Genomic DNA, 15,450 nt, shown 5'->3' with positions numbered 1-15,450 from the left:
AGGGCCCGCGACGGCCCCGGCGGGGCACGGGAGCGCCGTTACCCTTCCCGCATGACCACCACGCAGGACACCCAGGACGCCGAGACAACCACCCAGGATTTCGCCGCCTACGTCGCCTCCCTCCCCCGTGTCCTCGCCGGGGCCGCCGCCCTCTTCCGGGACGCGGGAGGGCGGGTGCTGCTCGTCGAGCCGAACTACCGGGAGGGGTGGGCGCTGCCCGGCGGCACGATCGAGTCGGACGACGGGGAGAGCCCGCGCGAGGGCGCGCGGCGGGAGACGGCCGAGGAGATCGGCCTGGACCGGCCGCTGGGCCGGCTGCTCGCCGTGGACTGGGTGCGGACGGAGGGCGTGCCGCCGCTGGTGGCGTACCTGTACGACGGCGGTGTGCTGGGCGAGGACGAGCTGAGGGCGATCCGGCTCCAGGAGGAGGAGCTGCTGTCGTGGCGGCTGGTGGAGCGCGAGGAGATCGCCGCGCACCTCCCCGGGTCCCTGGGCCGCCGGGTGCTCGCCGCGCTGGACGTGCTCGCGGACGGCTCGGGCACGGCGGAGCTGGAGGACGGCCGGCGGGTGCACTGACCGGCCGCACCGACCGGCCCGAAATCCCCTCGCCGGGCGCGCCCCGCCCGCCCTACCCTCGCCGCATGAGCAAGCCCCTCGTCGCCCTTCTGACCGGCGCCGGCGTGAGCACGGACTCCGGCATCCCCGACTACCGCGGGCCGGCCGGTCTGTGGCGCCGCGACCCGGACGCCGAGAAGCTCGTGACGTACGAGTACTACATGGGCGACCCGGAGATCCGCCGCCGGTCGTGGCGGATGCGGCAGGAGAACTTCGCCGTGCTGCCCGAGCCGAACGCGGCCCACCGTGCCGTGGCCGAGCTGGAGCGGTCCGGGACGGCGGTGCGGGTGATCACGCAGAACGTGGACGGCCTGCACCAGCTCGGCGGCGTGCCGGACCGCAAGGTGCTGGAACTCCACGGCACGGCGCGCGCGGTCGTCTGCACCAAGTGCCGGGCGAGGACCCCGATGGAGGACGCCCTGGCCCGCCTGAGGGCCGGCGAGGACGACCCGCCGTGCGTCGACTGCGGCGGCATCCTCAAGCCGGCGACGGTGATGTTCGGCGAGGCGCTGGACCCGATGGTGCTGGGCGAGGCGGTGGCGATCACGAAGGCCTGCACCCTGTTCATCGCCGCCGGCACCAGCCTCCAGGTCCACCCCGCGGCGGGCCTCGCCCAGGTGGCCGTCGACCACGGCGCCCGCCTGATCGTCGTCAACGCCGAGCCGACCCCGTACGACGACCTGGCGGACGAGGTCGTCCGCGAACCGATCGGCACGGCGCTGCCGGCGCTGCTGCGGCGGATCGCCGCCTGACCGTCCAGCCGCCTAGAACAAGCCCGTTCCGCGTTCGAAGTCCAGCAGCCGCCGCTTGCGGGCCAGGCCGCCGCCGTAGCCGGTGAGGGCGCCGGTGGAGCCGATGACGCGGTGGCAGGGGACGATGACGCCGACCGGGTTGCGGCCGTTGGCGAGGCCCACGGCGCGGGACGCCTTGGGGTTGCCGAGGAGGGCGGCGAGTTCGCCGTAGGTGCGGGTCTCGCCGTAGGGGATGCGCCTCAGCTGCTCCCACACCCGGAGCTGGAACGGGGTGCCGTGCAGGCGCAGGGGGACGGTGAACTCCGTGAGGTCGCCGGCGAAGTACGCGTCGAGCTGCTCGGTCGTCTCCGCGAACGGGGTGTCGTCGGGGGCGCCGAAGGTTTCCTCGGGTGGGCGGTGGCGCTGGTCGGTCATGTAGAGGCCGCACAGGACGCCGTCGTCGGCGACGAGGGTCAGGGGGCCGTAGGGGCTGTCGGTCACGGTGTGGTGTCGCATCGGTCCTCCCCCGCCGGTCAGGCCGGCAGGACGTTGATGGGGTGGCTGTCGGTCGCCCACAGGTACTGGACCGCGTACGCGCGCCAGGGGCGCCAGGCGGCGGCCCGGGTGGTGAGGGCGGACGGGGTGGAGGGCAGGCCCAGGGCGTCGGCGGCGCGGCGGACGCCGAGGTCGGTGGGGAGGAAGGCGTCGGGGTCGCCGAGGGCGCGCATGGCGATGACGTCGGCGGTCCAGGGGCCGAAGCCGGGGAGGGCGAGGAGCGCCGCGCGGGTCTCCGGCCAGTCGCTGTCGGCGCCCAGGCGGAGCTCGCCGTCCGCGAGCCGGCGGACCAGGGTGGTCAGGGTGGTGCGGCGGGTGCGGGGCATGGCGAGGGCGTCCGGGTCGAGCGCGGCCAGCTCATCCGGCGTGGGGAAGAGGTGGGTGAGGCCGCCCTCGGGGTCGTCGACGGGGGTGCCGTGCGCGGTGACCAGGCGGGCGGCGTGGGTGCGGGCGGCGGCCGTGGACACCTGCTGTCCGAGGACCGCGCGGACGGCGAACTCCGCCTCGTCGACGGTGCGCGGCACCCGGCGGCCGGGCGCCTTGTCGACCAGGGGTGTGAGGGCGGGGTCGGCCCGCAGCTGCTCGTCGACGGCGACCGGGTCGGCGTCGAGATCGAGCAGGCGCCGGCAGCGGCTGATGGCGACGGTCAGGTCCCGGGGGTCGCTCAGCGCGAGCCGGCAGGCGATGTGGCCGGGGCGGGGGGCGAGGGCCACGATGCCGTGCCCGTACGGCAGCCGCAGCGTGCGCCGGTAGGCGCCGTCCCGCCACTCCTCCACGCCGGGTACGGCGGTGGCGGCGAGGTGGCCGAAGAGGTTGTCGGGGTGGAGCGGGGCGCGGAACGGCAGGCGCAGGGTGATCACGCCGGGTGTGCCGGAGGCCGCGTGCCTCGGGGCCCGGGTGCGCAGCTCGCTCGGGGAGAGCGCGAAGACCTCGCGCACGGTGTCGTTGAAGGTGCGGACGGAGGAGAAGCCGGCCGCGAACGCGATGTCCGCCATCGGCAGGTCCGTCGTCTCGACGAGCAGCCGCGCGGTCCTGGCGCGCTGGGCGCGGGCCAGGGCGAGGGGGCCGGCGCCCAGTTCGGCGCGCACCTGGCGTTCGATCTGCCGGGTGCTGTAGCCGAGGCGGGCGGCGAGCCCCGTGACGCCCTCGCGGTCCACGACACCGTCGGCGATCAGCCGCATGGCGCGGGCGACGAGGTCGGCGCGCACGTTCCACTCCGGGGAGCCGGGGCTGGTGTCGGGGCGGCAGCGTTTGCACGCCCGGAACCCGGCCTGCTGGCAGGCGGCGGCGCTCGGGTGGAAGACCATGTGCGCGGGCTTGGGCGGGACGGCGGGGCAGCTGGGCCGGCAGTAGATGCCGGTGGTCAGGACGGCGGTGTAGAACCAGCCGTCGAACCGCGCGTCCTTCGACTGCACGGCGCGCACGCAGCGCTCGGTGTCGGTGTGCATCCCTCGGTGCATGCCTCAAGGATCGGGCACGGGGGTAGGGGGAGTCTGGCGGGAATCCGACGTCGACGTCCCGTGTGCTGCGATTCCCTGGTTCACCCCGGTGGGGCCAGCAGGCCGCGCATCGTCTCCGCCGCCCGTACCGCCGCGTCGCCGCAGCAGTTGTTGAACAGGACGTGCAGCTCGTCCGCCCGCTGTGCGGCGCGGCGCAGGCGCGGCACCCAGGCGGCGAGTTCGGTGACGTCGTAGTCGTGGCGGAAGCGTTCCTCCTTGCTGCCCCTCCCCCACGCCCCGCTGCGGCCGTGGAACCGTACGACGGCGAGGGCGGGGCGGGTGACGGGGGTCAGGGGCGGCAGGGAGGCGGTGAGGCCCTGCGCCATGTCGGTGCCGACCGCCGTGACGCCCAGCGAGGTCAGCAACTCCCGTGTCCCGTCGGCGCGTTCCGCGTGCCACCAGGCGGGGTGGCGGAACTCGACGGCGAGCGGCCAGCCCTTGGTGCGCTCCGCGGTGTCCTCCAGGAGCCGCTCGGCCGGGGCGCCGGGGGTGAACCACGGCGGGAACTGGAACAGCACGGCGCCCAGCCGTCCGGCGGTGCGCAGGGGGTCGATCGCCTCCGCGAAGCGGCCCCACACCTCGTCGAGCAGGGCGGGGTCCGCCGGCCCGCGCGCGGGCGCGCGGTCGCGCAGGTCGGGCGGGAGCGCCTCGGGGCGGGTGGGGTGCCCGGTGAGCAGCGAGAACGCCTTCACGTCGAAGCGGAAGCCGTCCGGGGTGCGTTCCACCCACAGCTCGCTGTTGCGGCGGCGCGGCAACGCGTAGTAGCCGGCGTCCACTTCGACGACGGGCAGCCGCTCCGCGTAGTGCCGCAGCCGCCCTTCCGCGTCGCGCCGTCCGCGCGGATACCAGCCGCTCGCGACGAGTCGGCGGTCCGTCCAGGAGCAGGCGCCGGTCAGGATGTCACCCATGGGAGCCCGGTTACCCCGGGCTCCCACGAGTGTGCCGGTGCGTGTGCCGCGCTATTCGCCGGCGGTGGGCCGGCGGGAGAGGGCGAGCGCCCGGTCCACGTCGGTGAGCGGGCGCAGCCGGTAGGTGTAGGCGTAGTCGCGGTCGGCGAACAGCTTGAACTCGTCGTGGGTGTGGGCGCCCCAGCTGTTGTCGCCGCCCACGCCCATCTGCCGGTGGTTGACCCGCAGGACGACCGCGTCGCGCGGGGTGAGCTGGTAGTCGTGCCGGACGCCCGTGGACAGGTCCTCCGGGGTGAAGTGCGAGGCGTTGATCTCCACGAGGGGTTCGCCCGTCACCAGCAGCCCGCGTCCGCCCCGGTCGGTCAGCGCGGCCCAGCGGACGTCGGTCTTGTTGCCGTTCTCCTGCGGGCGGATGTACGGCGTCCACTGCTCGGCCACGGTCGAGGACCAACGGCCCACGTCCGTACCGGTGTTGCGGTCCCAGTGGTTCTCCTCGGGGCCGCGCCCGTACCAGTGCAGCCGGTCCAGGCGGCGGGGCAGGAACAGCAGCGTGCCGACCTCGGGAAGGTACGGCAGGCTCGCCGCGCCCGGGTGGAGGGTGTTGTCGACCTTGATCTCGCCGTTGCCGAAGACGGTGTACGTCGTGGAGTACGCGGACTCGACCGTGGTGGGGAGGGTGCCGGTGACGCGCACCTCGACGGCACGGTCGCCCAGCGGCCGTACGGTGACGTCGGTGACCGTGCGGCGGGCGCCCGCGTCGCGCCACGTCGCGTTGCGCAGGTGCTGGCCGTTGCCGTGGTCGTTGTCGGTGGGCGCCCGCCAGAAGTTGGGCGCCGGTCCCGAGGTGAGCAGGCGGGTGCCACCGGCCTCGTAGTCGGTGAGGAGGCCGGTGAGGCGGTCGACGGTGACGGAGAAGCCCCGGCCGGTGATCCGGACGTCCCGCTCGCGCACCTCGTGCCGCAGCGCGGGGACGCGGGACAGGGGCACGGGCACGACCGCGGGGGTGTCCGCGTCGAGCGGGAACTGGTGGCGCGCCACCTCGAAGCCGGCCTCCGCCCAGGGCGTGCGCTCCCGCGTGGCGAAGGTCAGCTGGAGGAAGAACTCCGTGCCCGGTGCCGGGTTCCGGGGCAGGCGCACGGGCAGGTCGACGCGCTTCTCGGACAGGGGCGCCACGTCGAGCTGGTCCCGGGTGAGCCGTCCGCCGCCGATCACCTCACCGTCCGCGACGAGTTCCCAACGCCCGTCGAAGTCACGGAGGTTGGTGAACAGGTGCTCGTTGGTGAGGGTGACCGCGCCGGGTCCGCCGCCGGGGACACGGGTGGCGCCGACGGCCTGGTAGACGCGTTTGATCTCGGCCGCCTTGCCGCCGAGTTCGCGTACGGCGGTGACGATGCCGTCGGCGACGAACGCGCCGTCGTTGGGGTTGTCGCCCCAGTCGCCGCCGTACGCGAGGAAGGTCCTGGCCTCGGGGCGCTTCCGGTCGGTCTGCACGGTGGCGGCGTCGAACCAGAAACGCACACCGTCGTCGCCGGGTGCCCGGTCGCCGTCGGCCAGTTCGGCCGTGGTGAGGGCGCGGGCGTAGACGCGGGCGCGGCGGATCGTGCCGTCGAACGCGCGGGTCTGGTTGTCGGCGTCGGAGGCGAGGGACAGCGGTGCGGTGTTGCTGGTGGGCCGGCGGTCGGTGGTGCGGGTGGCGCGGACCGCGCCGTCGGCGTACAGGGTGAGGGTGCCGGCGTCGGCGTCGAAGACGCCCGCGACATGGTGCTCCCTGCCGCTCCAGTCGTCCGGCACGGGCCAGTTGACGGCGATCCACTCGCCGTCGGAGCAGATGAAGAACTCCACCGCGCGGCCGGTCTGCTTGAGCGCGTACTGGGTGTCGCCCTTGGCGACGATCGGCTGGTGGGAGTAGGGCACGCCCGGGGTGAACCACGCCTCCAGGGTGAGGGAGCCGGTGAGGTCGAGGCTGTCGTGCCGTTCGAAGACGGTGATGCCGGACAGGCCGGTGTCCCGGTCGAGCCGGCCGCGGGTGGCGAGGATCTCGCCGCGCAGCGCGGCCGGTCCCGACTCGGTGAGCAGGATGCGCCCGGGCACGGGCGTGTGGAGGGACTGGTCGGCGAAGTCCCAGATCCAGCCGCCCTGGAGGACGTCGTACCGGCGCACGACGTCCCAGTACTTCTTGAAGTTGCCGTTGGAGTTCCCCATCGCGTGGGAGTACTCGATCATCACGTACGGCCGGGTGTCCGCGGTGTCCAGGGCGCGCTGTTCGACGCGGGCGGGGCTCTCGTACATCCGGGAGCGGATGTCGCTGATGCCGGGCCGGTCGTCGCCCTCGTACTGGATGACGCGGGTGGTGTCGTAGGAGCGGATCCAGTCGTGCATGGCGGTGAAGGTGGAGCCGCCGCCGGCCTCGTTGCCGAGCGACCAGATGACCACCGAGGGGTGGTTCTTGTCGCGGTGGACCATGTTCTGCGCGCGGGCGACGCAGGCGGCGGTCCAGTCGGGGTGGTCGCCCGGGTACTCGTCACGGATGCCGTGGGTCTCGAGGTTGGTCTCGCCGACGAGGTAGACGCCGTACTCGTCGGCGAGTTCGTACCACAGCGGGTTGTCCGGGTAGTGCGAGGTGCGGACGGAGTTCATGTTGAGCCGCTTGACGAGGGTGATGTCCCGGACCATGTCCTCGCGGGTGAGGGCGGTGCCGCGGGCCGGGTGCATCTCGTGGCGGTTGGTGCCGCGGAAGGACACCGGGCGGCCGTTGATCCGCATCAGCCCGTCCTTCAGCGCGAACTCGCGGACGCCCACCCGGTGGGAGAGGGTCTCGACGACCGTCCCGGAGGGGTCGCGGAGCTGGAGCACGGCGGTGTAGAGGTACGGGTCCTCCGCCGACCACAGCCGGGGGTCGGGCACGGCCCGGGACGCCCGCACGGTGACGTCGTGACCGGCCTCCACGGAGGCGAGGTCGGCGGTCTGCCGCAGCGGACGCGGCCAGACGGCGTGCCCGCGCGCGTCGTACAGCTGCGTCTCGACGGTGTACCGCCCGCCGTCCCCGGTCCCGCCCCCGCCGTACGCCCGCACGTGCGCGGTGACGTCCAGCTCGGCCGCGGTGTACGTGTCGTTGAGCGGCGTCTCCAGCTTGAAGTCGCGCAGGTGCACGGGAGGGGTGGAGTACAGGTAGACCGAGCGGAAGATGCCGCTCAGCCGGATCATGTCCTGGTCCTCCAGCCAGTCGCCGTCGGAGTAGCGGTACACCTCCACCGCGATCTGGTTGGCGCCGGGGCGGAGGTGGTCGGTGACGTCGTACTCGGACGGGGTGCAGGAGTCCTCGTCGTAGCCGGCGAGTTCGCCGTTGATCCACACGTAGTGCGCGGACTTGACGCCCTCGAAGTGCAGGAAGACGCGGCGTCCGCGCCAGTCGCGCGGGACGGTGAAGGTGCGGCGGTACTGGCCGACCGGGTTGTAGCGGGTGGGCGCGGCGGGCGGCTGGGGCTCCTCGCCGCGGCCGTTGGGGCCCCAGTAGGGGTAGGTGATGTTCAGGTAGATCGGGAAGTCGTGGCCGTGGAGCTGCCACACCGACGGGACGGGGATGGTGTCCCAGTCGCGGTCGTCGGTGTCGGTGCGGTGGAAGTCGGGGTCGCGGTCCTCGGGCCGGTCCGCGTAGGCGAACTTCCAGGTGCCGTCGAGGTCGAGCCGGTACGGCGAGCGGGTGCGGTCGGCGGCGAGCGCCTGCGGCAGGCCGGCGTACGGCATGAGGGTGGTGTGCGGGGGTTCGGTGCCGAGGCGGAAGACGCCGAAGTCGTTCCACTCCGGGGGGCCGTCGTCGGGGAGGGGGCGCGGGCCGGCCGCGTGCGCGGAGCCGGGAGGCGCGGACAGGGCGAGCGCGCCGAGCACGGCGGCGCCTGACTCCAGGAGACGGCGGCGGCTGACGACCGGACGGACGGGGCGGGCGGGACCTGCGGCGGGAGACACGTGCGGGTGCGGCATGACCGTGGCCTTCCTCGGTGCGACAGGGCACTGCGCGGACTGAGGGCACGCCGGATCCCCCGGCGGCGCGGCGTCACGGCGGCGACGTCACGCCGGAGGAGAACCACGACGGGTGGTGACGGTGCGACTACTGAGCCCGCCACACCCTAGAACTCGCACACAAACGAAGCAATGATGCCGTCGGACTCTGTGCGGTCGTGGTGGTTCCGTACGGAGTGACATCTGGGGAGACGGCCGGCGTGCCCGTCAGCTGTCCGTGGTCCCGCCCGGTTCCGGCGCGCCGCGTTCGCCCAGCCAGCGGGCGAGCTTGCCGCGCCGGCCGATGGCCCGCAGCCTGCGTTCGGCGTCCTCGCGGGTCCCCGGGGTGGTGATGAGCAGGAGGTCGTCGCCGGCGTGCAGCACGGTGCCGCGGTCGGGCACCAGCGTGGTCCCGTCGCGGACGATCAGGGTGACGACGGTCGGGGGCGGCAGCCGCAGTTCGAAGACGGCCACGCCGTGCAGCCGGGAGCCCTCCGGGATGCTCACGGTGAGCAGGTCGGCGTCCAGGACGTCGAGGGGCGCGGTCTCCACCTGGATCTCGCGCAGCGTGTCGGGACGTACCAGGCCGAGGCTGCGGGCGACGGCGGGCAAGGTGGGGCCCTGGATCAGGGTGAACAGGGCCACCAGCACGAAGACGATGTCGAGGATCTCGCGGGCGTCCGGCACGTCCTCCACCACCGGGAAGGTGGTGAGCACGATGGGTACCGCGCCGCGCAGGCCCGCCCACGAGATGAACGCCTGCTGCCGCAGGGGGACGCGGAACGGCAGCAGGCAGAGCAGCACGGACACGGGGCGGGCGACGAGCAGCACCAGGCCGACGACGAGCGCGGGCAGGATCGCCTCGGACAGCTCACTGGGGTCGACGAGCAGGCCCAGCATGACGAACAGGCCGATCTGCGCCAGCCAGCCGGCGCCCTCCGCGAAGGACCGGGTGGCGGCGCGGTGCGGCAGCTGGGAGTTGCCGAGGACCAGCCCGGACAGGTAGGCGGCGAGAATGCCGCTCGCGCCGGCCGCGCCGGCGGCGGCGAAGGCGGTGATGCCGAAGCCGACGGTGGCCAGCGGGTAGAGGCCCGTGGCGGGCAGGGCGATGTGGCGCAGCGCGACCGCGCCCAGGAGCCCCGTCAGCACGCCCAGCGCCCCGCCGGCCGCCAGCTCGAACAGCAGGTCGCCGACGAGCGGCCCGATCCCCGGGACGCCCGACGTGGTGGTGGAGAAGAACACCACCAGGATGACGGCGGGCGCGTCGTTGAACCCGGACTCGGCCTCCACCAGGCCGGTCAGTCTCCGTGGCAGGGGCAGCGCCCGCAGGACGGAGAAGACGGCGGCGGAGTCGGTCGGGGAGACGATCGCCCCGAGCAGCAGCGCCACGTTCCAGTCGAGGCCGAGCAGCCGGTGCGCGCCCGCGGCGGTGACCAGGAGGGACAGGACCACGCCCACGGTGGCCAGCACCCCGGCGGGTGCCACCAGCCGCCGGACGTCGCTCCACCGGGTGGCCAGGCCGCCTTCCACCAGGATCACGGCCAGGGCGGCGATGCCGAGCGCCTGCGCGAGCTGGGCGTCGTCGAACCGCAGGCCCAGGCCGTCCTCACCCGCCACGATCCCCACCGCGAGGAACAGCAGCAGACTGGGCAGACCCACCCGGTGCGCGGTGCGGGCGGCGGCGATGCTGGTCAGCAGCACGGTGCCCGCGACGAGCAGCGTCACGTACAGCTCGGGCAGGGTCATCGATCAGTTCCTCGTACCGTCCTCGGCTGTCCTCGGCCGTCCGCGTACCGTCCTCGGCAGTCCGTCGGCGTCCGTCGGCCGCCGGCGTCCCACGGTCCGTGCGGTGACGCCGTGCCTCACGATCACACCCGGCAGGGCGGGGCGGGCGGGCGCCATGAGGGGCGCCACCCGAAGGGACGCGTGCCGGACATGTACGGCGGAACTGCCCGGTGCACGGATCTCGGCACCCGGGCCGCCGCTGGGTAAAGTGGGTGCAAAGGTGCTGGCTTGTCCTCGCGTGCCGGCCGGCGCCGGGCCACAGCCCTCCACCCCGGGTGAGAGAAGGCGCGACATGGACCCCTGGCTGATCTGGCTGATCGTCGCGGCCGCCCTGGCCGTGGCGGAGATCTGCACCCTCACCGCCGCCCTCGGCATGCTGAGCGTGGCCGCGCTGGTCACGGCGGGAGTCGCGGCGGCCGGGCTGCCGCTCTGGGTCCAGCTGGTCGCGTACGCCGTCCTCGCCTCCGTCACGCTGGCGTTCGTACGGCCCCTCGCCCTGCGCCACCTCCAGCGCCCGCAGGGCGCGCGCTTCGGCGTGGACGCGCTGGTGGGCAAGCCCGCACAGGTGCTGACGGCCGTGTCGGGCACCGGCGGCAGGGTCCGTATCGACGGCGAGGAGTGGACGGCCCGCAGTTACGACGAAACGCTGGTGATCTCGCCGGGGACGACCGTCGACGTCATCGAGATCAGTGGCGCCACCGCGATCGTCTACCCACGGGACTGAAGCCATGGACGTCTCCGCCTCCCTCGTCGCCGGCCTGCTGATCGCGCTGCTCGCGATCTTCACGGTGATCCGAGCGGTGCGCATCGTGCCCCAGGCGCGCGCCCGCAACGTGGAGCGGCTGGGCCGCTACCACAAGACCCTGACCCCCGGTCTCAACCTCGTCATCCCGTACATCGACCGGGTGCACCCGCAGATCGACCTGCGCGAACAGGTCGTCTCCTTCAAACCGCAGCCGGTCATCACCGAGGACAACCTGGTCGTCGAGATCGACACGGTGCTGTACTTCCAGGTCACCGATCCGCGCGCGGCCTTCTACGAGATCGCCAGCTTCCTCCAGGCGGTGGAGCAACTGACCGTCACCACACTGCGCAACGTGGTCGGGTCCATGGACCTGGAGAAGACGCTCACCTCGCGGGACACCATCAACAGCCAGCTGCGCGGGGTGCTGGACGAGGCGACCGGCAAGTGGGGGCTGCGGGTCAACCGCGTGGAGATCAAGGCCATCGACCCGCCGCAGTCCATCAAGGAGGCCATGCAGAAGCAGATGCGCGCCGAGCGGGACAAGCGGGCCGCGATCCTGGGCGCCGAGGGACAGCGCCAGTCGCAGATCCTCACGGCGGAGGGCGACAAGCAGGCGGCCGTGCTGCGCGCGGAGGGCAACCGGACCGCCGCGATCCTGGAGGCCGAGGGCCAGTCGCGCGCCATCGACGAGGTGTTCCAGGCGATCCACCGCAACGACCCCGACCCGAAGCTGCTGGCCTACCAGTACCTGACGGCGCTCCCCCAGCTCGCGCAGGGGCAGGGCAACAACTTCTGGGTGATCCCGAGCGAGATCACGACGGCGCTCCAGGGCGTGTCGAAGGCGTTCAGCGAGTCGCTGCCGCCGTCGCCGGCCACCCGGTCGAAGCCCCCGGCCGACGACGAGGCGGCGGCCAAGGCGGCCGACGACACGGCGGAGGCGGCTCAGGCGGCGGCTGAGGCGGTGGCCGACGCGGCGGAGGCGGACCGGCGTCCGCGGGGGATCTGAGGCCGGCGGGGGCGCACACAAGGGGCCGCACGCAGGAGGCTCACGCGCCCCCGTGCACTCACGCCCCGCGCGTGCTCACGCCCCCATGCACTCACGCCCCGCGCGTGCTCACGCGCCCCGTCAATCCACCTGCGCCGCGAACGCCTCGTACGCCCGTTCGTCGAAGAGGACGAACGTGATCTCCTCGACCGCGGTGTCCGTCGTGCGGACCGTTTCCACGGCGATGCGGGCCGCGTCGTCCAGCGGCCAGCGGTAGACACCCGTCGAGATCGCGGGGAACGCGACGGTGCGGGCGCCCAGTTCACCGGCGACGCGCAGCGACTCGCGGTAGCAGGAGGCGAGGAGATCGGAACGGTCCTCGGTCGCGCTGTGCACCGGGCCGACGGTGTGGATCACCCAGCGGGCGTCCAGCCGGCCCGCCGTCGTCGCGACGGCCTGGCCCGTGGGCAGCCCCTTGCCGTACCGCGAGGCGCGCAGGGCACGGCACTCCTCGAGGATCTCCGGGCCGCCCCGCCGGTGGATCGCGCCGTCGACGCCGCCCCCGCCGAGCAGGGACGAGTTGGCCGCGTTGACGATCGCGTCGGCGCTCTGCCGGGTGATGTCGCCCTGGACCAGGGTGAGGGTGGGGGTCATGTCTGGCGGAGCCTCCTCCACACGGCCTTCGCCGCGTTGTGGCCGGGCATGCCGTGCACGCCGGGGCCGGGCGGGGTGGCCTGCGAGCAGATGAACACGGCGGGGTGCGGGGTCGCGTACGGGTACAGCGACAGCTTGGGGCGCAGCAGCGTCTGGAGTCCGGAGACGGCGCCGGTGGCGATGTCGCCGCCGATGTAGTTGGCGTTGCGCGCGGCCAGTTCGGGCGGGCCCGCGGTGGCGCGGGCCAGGACGCGGTCGCGGAAGCCGGGCGCGAACCGCTCCAGCTGGCGTTCGATCGCGTCGGTGAGGTCGCCGGTCCAGCCGTGCGGGACGTGTCCGTAGGCCCAGAAGACGTGCTTGCCCTCGGGCGCGCGGGTGGGGTCGACGACGGAGGGCTGCACGGTGATGAGGAACGGCGCGTCGGGGGCGCGGTTCTCCCGGGAGGCGGCGTGCAGGGCGGCGCCGATCTCCGCGCTGTCCGCGCCGATCTGCACGGTTCCGGCGGTGCGCGCCTCGGGGGCGGTCCAGGGGACGGGCCCGTCCAGCGCGTAGTCGATCTTGAAGACGCCGGGGCCGTAGCGGTAGCGGGCGTAGTGGTCGCCGAAGCCGGCGATGCGGGCCAGGGCGGTGGGCGAGGTGTCGAAGACGTATGCCCGGGCCGGCGGCAGGTCGTCGAGGCGCTTGACCTCGTAGTCGGTGTGCACGGTGCCGCCGAGCTCGCGCAGGTGGGCGGCGAGGGCGTCGGAGATCGCCTGGGAGCCGCCGCGGGCGACGGGCCAGCCGTGGGTGTGCGCGGCGAGGGCGAAGACGAGGCCAATGGCGGAGGTGGCGAAACCGTTGAGCGGGGCCATCACATGGGCGACGAGCCCGGCGAGGAGGGTGCGGGCGCGCTCGTCGTGGAAGCGGCGGGCCAGCCAGGTCGACGGGGGCAGGCCGACGAGGCCGAAGCGGGCGAGGGTGACGGGGTCGCGGGGCAGCGCGGTCAGCGGCAGCGACATGAAGTCGCGGACCAGGGTGTCCCAGCGGTGCAGGAAGGGCGTGACGAGCCGCCGGTAGGCGCCGGCGTCGCGCGGCCCGAAGGAGGCGGCCGTCTCGCCGACCGAGCGGGACAGCACGGCCGCGGTGCCGTCCAGGAAGGGGTGGGCCATGGGCAGTTCGGGGTGCAGCCACTCCAGGCCGTGCCGCTCCAGCGGCAGGCCGCGGAAGGCGGGCGAGCTGACGGCGAGGGGGTGGGCGGCGGAGCAGGGGTCGTGCCGGAAGCCAGGGAGGGTCAGCTCCTCGGTGCGGGCGCCGCCGCCGACCGTCCCCTTGGCCTCGAAGAGAGCCACCGAGAAGCCGCGCCGGGCCAGTTCCACGGCGGCGGTCAGCCCGTTCGGCCCCGCCCCCACCACGACCGCATCGAGCATCGACGGCACCTTCGGACTCCTTCGTCAGCCGACGGCCACTGAGGGATCAGGATATGCCGGGCCGATGACGTCCTCCGGTGCCGGGTAGCGTCCGGGGCGTGATGCGACGGCTGCGGTTTTTGGTGCCCGGGGAGGGCACCTGGTGCTGGTACGAACTGGACGGAGACGCTGTGGCGCGGCGGCAGGCGGTGTTCGACCGGTCGCTTCCGGTGCCGGACCCCGACGATCCGTGGGGCGGGACGGCGGAGTCCATGGAGGGCGGGGTGTCGGTGGCGGCCGACCGGGAAGGGCTCTCGGCCGTCAGGGAGCACTTCGGCCCGGTCGGCGCGCAGATGTACGAGTCCGTGTACGGCCCGCTCACGGACGGCCGGGTCCGGGTGCCGGGGAACGCCGAGGACGTCTCGGAGGCGGAGTTCGAGCGGGCGTGGGACGCTGCCCGGCGGCAGCGGCACTTCACCCGGCACCGTGGCGGACCGCTGCCCGAGGGGACGTCTGTGACCGGCACGGTGGTCGCGCTGCCCTGGGGCCCCGGACGCACCGGTCTCGCCGTGGACATCGGGATGCCCGGCCGGGGTTTTGTGGACATGGGTCACTTGCCCGTCGCTCCGGAGGACTGGCCGACCGTCGGGACCGTGACGGAGTTCGAGGTCGTGCAGATCCGCATCCACACGTCGGCCGACGGCGCCGATCTGGAGGTCAGACTCCGTCCGACAGCAACGCCACCACCCGGCGAGCCGTGGCCTCGTCCCGCGCCGCGGTGAACGGCAGGGTGTTGCCGCCCCGGACGGCGAAGGGCAGGCCGGCGCGGGTGAGGTGGGCGCCGCCCGCCTCCTCCACGAGGAGCAGCCCGGCCGCGTGGTCCCACGCGGCCTCCCAGCTGAAGGCGACCGCGTCGCTCTCGCCGCGGGCTATGGCCAGGTACTCCAGCCCGGCGGAGCCGCAGGGGCGGGGGGCCACGCCGTCGGTCCACAGGCCGAGCAGGGCGCGCTTCTGGGCGTCCGTGGTGTAGTCCGGGTGGGAGGTGGCCACGCGCAGGTCGCGGCCGGGGTCGGGGGAGCCGGCGTGCAGCGGCTCCCCGTCGAGGCGGGCGCCACGCCCCCGTACGGCCGTGGCGAACTGCTCGCGGGCGGGTGCGAAGGTCCAGGAGGCGTGGACGACACCGCGCCGGGCGAGGGCGACCAGGGTGCAGAAGCCGGTCTCGCCGCGCACGAACTGGCGGGTGCCGTCGACGGGGTCGACGATCCAGACCGGTGTGTCGCCCTGGATCGCCTCGTACGACGACGGGTCGGCGTGCACCGCCTCCTCGCCGACGACGACGGAGCCGGGCAGCAGCGCGCCGAGCTCCTTCGTGAGGAACAGCTCGGCCTCACGGTCGGCGTCCGTCACCAGGTCGTGCGGGCCGGTCTTGACGTCCACGTCGTGCTCGCCGAGGCGCCGCCAGCGCGGCATGACCTCCTTCGCCGCCGCCTCGCGGATCAGTCCCTCCACGTCCGTGGTGTGCCGGGCGAGAAACTCGTCGATGGTTTCGCTGGTCTCGATCATGCCTCCATGAGAGCACGCACCACTGACAT

General features: G+C 73.8%; 13 protein-coding genes. 5 read left to right on the top strand and 8 right to left on the bottom strand.

The features are described from left to right. The first annotated feature begins 51 nt into the window (after positions 1-51). Together ACFOSY_RS16670 and ACFOSY_RS16665 are read left to right on the top strand one after the other, a co-directional pair. Complete coding sequence (locus tag ACFOSY_RS16670) at positions 52-576, top strand: NUDIX domain-containing protein (protein ID WP_394307600.1); 525 nt, start codon at positions 52-54, stop codon at positions 574-576. Between the two features lie 65 nt (positions 577-641). Continuing rightward, positions 642-1,367 carry an SIR2 family NAD-dependent protein deacylase gene (locus tag ACFOSY_RS16665; RefSeq protein ID WP_394307599.1) on the top strand — a complete coding sequence of 242 codons (726 nt, stop codon included), beginning with the start codon at positions 642-644 and terminating at the stop codon, positions 1,365-1,367. A gap of 12 nt (positions 1,368-1,379) precedes the next feature. Here ACFOSY_RS16665 and ACFOSY_RS16660 read toward each other — a convergent pair whose 3' ends face one another. From ACFOSY_RS16660 to ACFOSY_RS16640, 5 genes are all read right to left on the bottom strand, one after another. Next, a complete protein-coding gene (locus ACFOSY_RS16660) occupies positions 1,380-1,862 on the bottom strand; it encodes a methylated-DNA--[protein]-cysteine S-methyltransferase (RefSeq protein WP_394307598.1) in 483 nt (160 codons plus the stop codon). Between the two features lie 17 nt (positions 1,863-1,879). Next, entirely contained in the window at positions 1,880-3,349 is a 1,470-nt protein-coding gene (locus ACFOSY_RS16655) for an AlkA N-terminal domain-containing protein (protein ID WP_394307761.1), read from the bottom strand. A gap of 92 nt (positions 3,350-3,441) precedes the next feature. Continuing rightward, complete coding sequence (locus tag ACFOSY_RS16650) at positions 3,442-4,308, bottom strand: DUF72 domain-containing protein (RefSeq protein WP_394307597.1); 867 nt, start codon at positions 4,306-4,308, stop codon at positions 3,442-3,444. 51 nt (positions 4,309-4,359) lie between these two features. Next, positions 4,360-8,286 (bottom strand): glycoside hydrolase family 2 TIM barrel-domain containing protein, encoded by a 3,927-nt coding sequence (locus tag ACFOSY_RS16645; RefSeq protein WP_394307596.1) that lies wholly within the window; start codon positions 8,284-8,286, stop codon positions 4,360-4,362. 246 nt (positions 8,287-8,532) lie between these two features. After that, positions 8,533-10,050, bottom strand: coding sequence for a potassium/proton antiporter (locus ACFOSY_RS16640; RefSeq protein ID WP_394307595.1), 1,518 nt, complete (start codon positions 10,048-10,050; stop codon positions 8,533-8,535). Between the two features lie 331 nt (positions 10,051-10,381). Here ACFOSY_RS16640 and ACFOSY_RS16635 point away from each other — a divergent pair, with 331 nt between their 5' ends. Both ACFOSY_RS16635 and ACFOSY_RS16630 read left to right on the top strand, forming a co-directional pair. Beyond that, positions 10,382-10,813 (top strand): NfeD family protein, encoded by a 432-nt coding sequence (locus ACFOSY_RS16635; RefSeq protein WP_189479313.1) that lies wholly within the window; start codon positions 10,382-10,384, stop codon positions 10,811-10,813. Between the two features lie 4 nt (positions 10,814-10,817). Continuing rightward, positions 10,818-11,840 carry an SPFH domain-containing protein gene (locus ACFOSY_RS16630; RefSeq protein WP_394307594.1) on the top strand — a complete coding sequence of 341 codons (1,023 nt, stop codon included), beginning with the start codon at positions 10,818-10,820 and terminating at the stop codon, positions 11,838-11,840. A 120-nt stretch (positions 11,841-11,960) separates the two neighbouring features. Here the strand turns inward: ACFOSY_RS16630 and ACFOSY_RS16625 are convergent, their stop codons facing one another. Then, a complete protein-coding gene (locus ACFOSY_RS16625) occupies positions 11,961-12,473 on the bottom strand; it encodes an O-acetyl-ADP-ribose deacetylase (protein ID WP_394307593.1) in 513 nt (170 codons plus the stop codon). Then, positions 12,470-13,879 carry a phytoene desaturase family protein gene (locus ACFOSY_RS16620; protein WP_394307592.1) on the bottom strand — a complete coding sequence of 470 codons (1,410 nt, stop codon included), beginning with the start codon at positions 13,877-13,879 and terminating at the stop codon, positions 12,470-12,472. Before ACFOSY_RS16620 ends, ACFOSY_RS16625 begins: the two co-directional genes overlap by 4 nt. Positions 13,880-13,977: 98 nt before the next feature. Between ACFOSY_RS16620 and ACFOSY_RS16615 the strand changes: the two genes are divergently transcribed. Then, a complete protein-coding gene (locus ACFOSY_RS16615; protein WP_394307591.1) occupies positions 13,978-14,640 on the top strand; it encodes a hypothetical protein in 663 nt (220 codons plus the stop codon). Here the strand turns inward: ACFOSY_RS16615 and ACFOSY_RS16610 are convergent. Continuing rightward, the gene (locus ACFOSY_RS16610) at positions 14,576-15,421 is read right to left on the bottom strand and encodes an inositol monophosphatase family protein (RefSeq protein ID WP_394307590.1); all 846 of its coding nucleotides are present in this window, start codon (positions 15,419-15,421) and stop codon (positions 14,576-14,578) included. The genes ACFOSY_RS16615 and ACFOSY_RS16610 overlap by 65 nt on opposite strands. Positions 15,422-15,450: the final 29 nt, after the last annotated feature.

Source organism: Streptomyces lusitanus, assembly GCF_042647945.1.
Taxonomy (GTDB): Bacteria; Actinomycetota; Actinomycetes; order Streptomycetales; family Streptomycetaceae; genus Streptomyces; species Streptomyces pseudogriseolus.
Note: the sequence above shows the minus strand (reverse complement) of the source record. Positions and strands in the feature narration are given on the sequence as shown.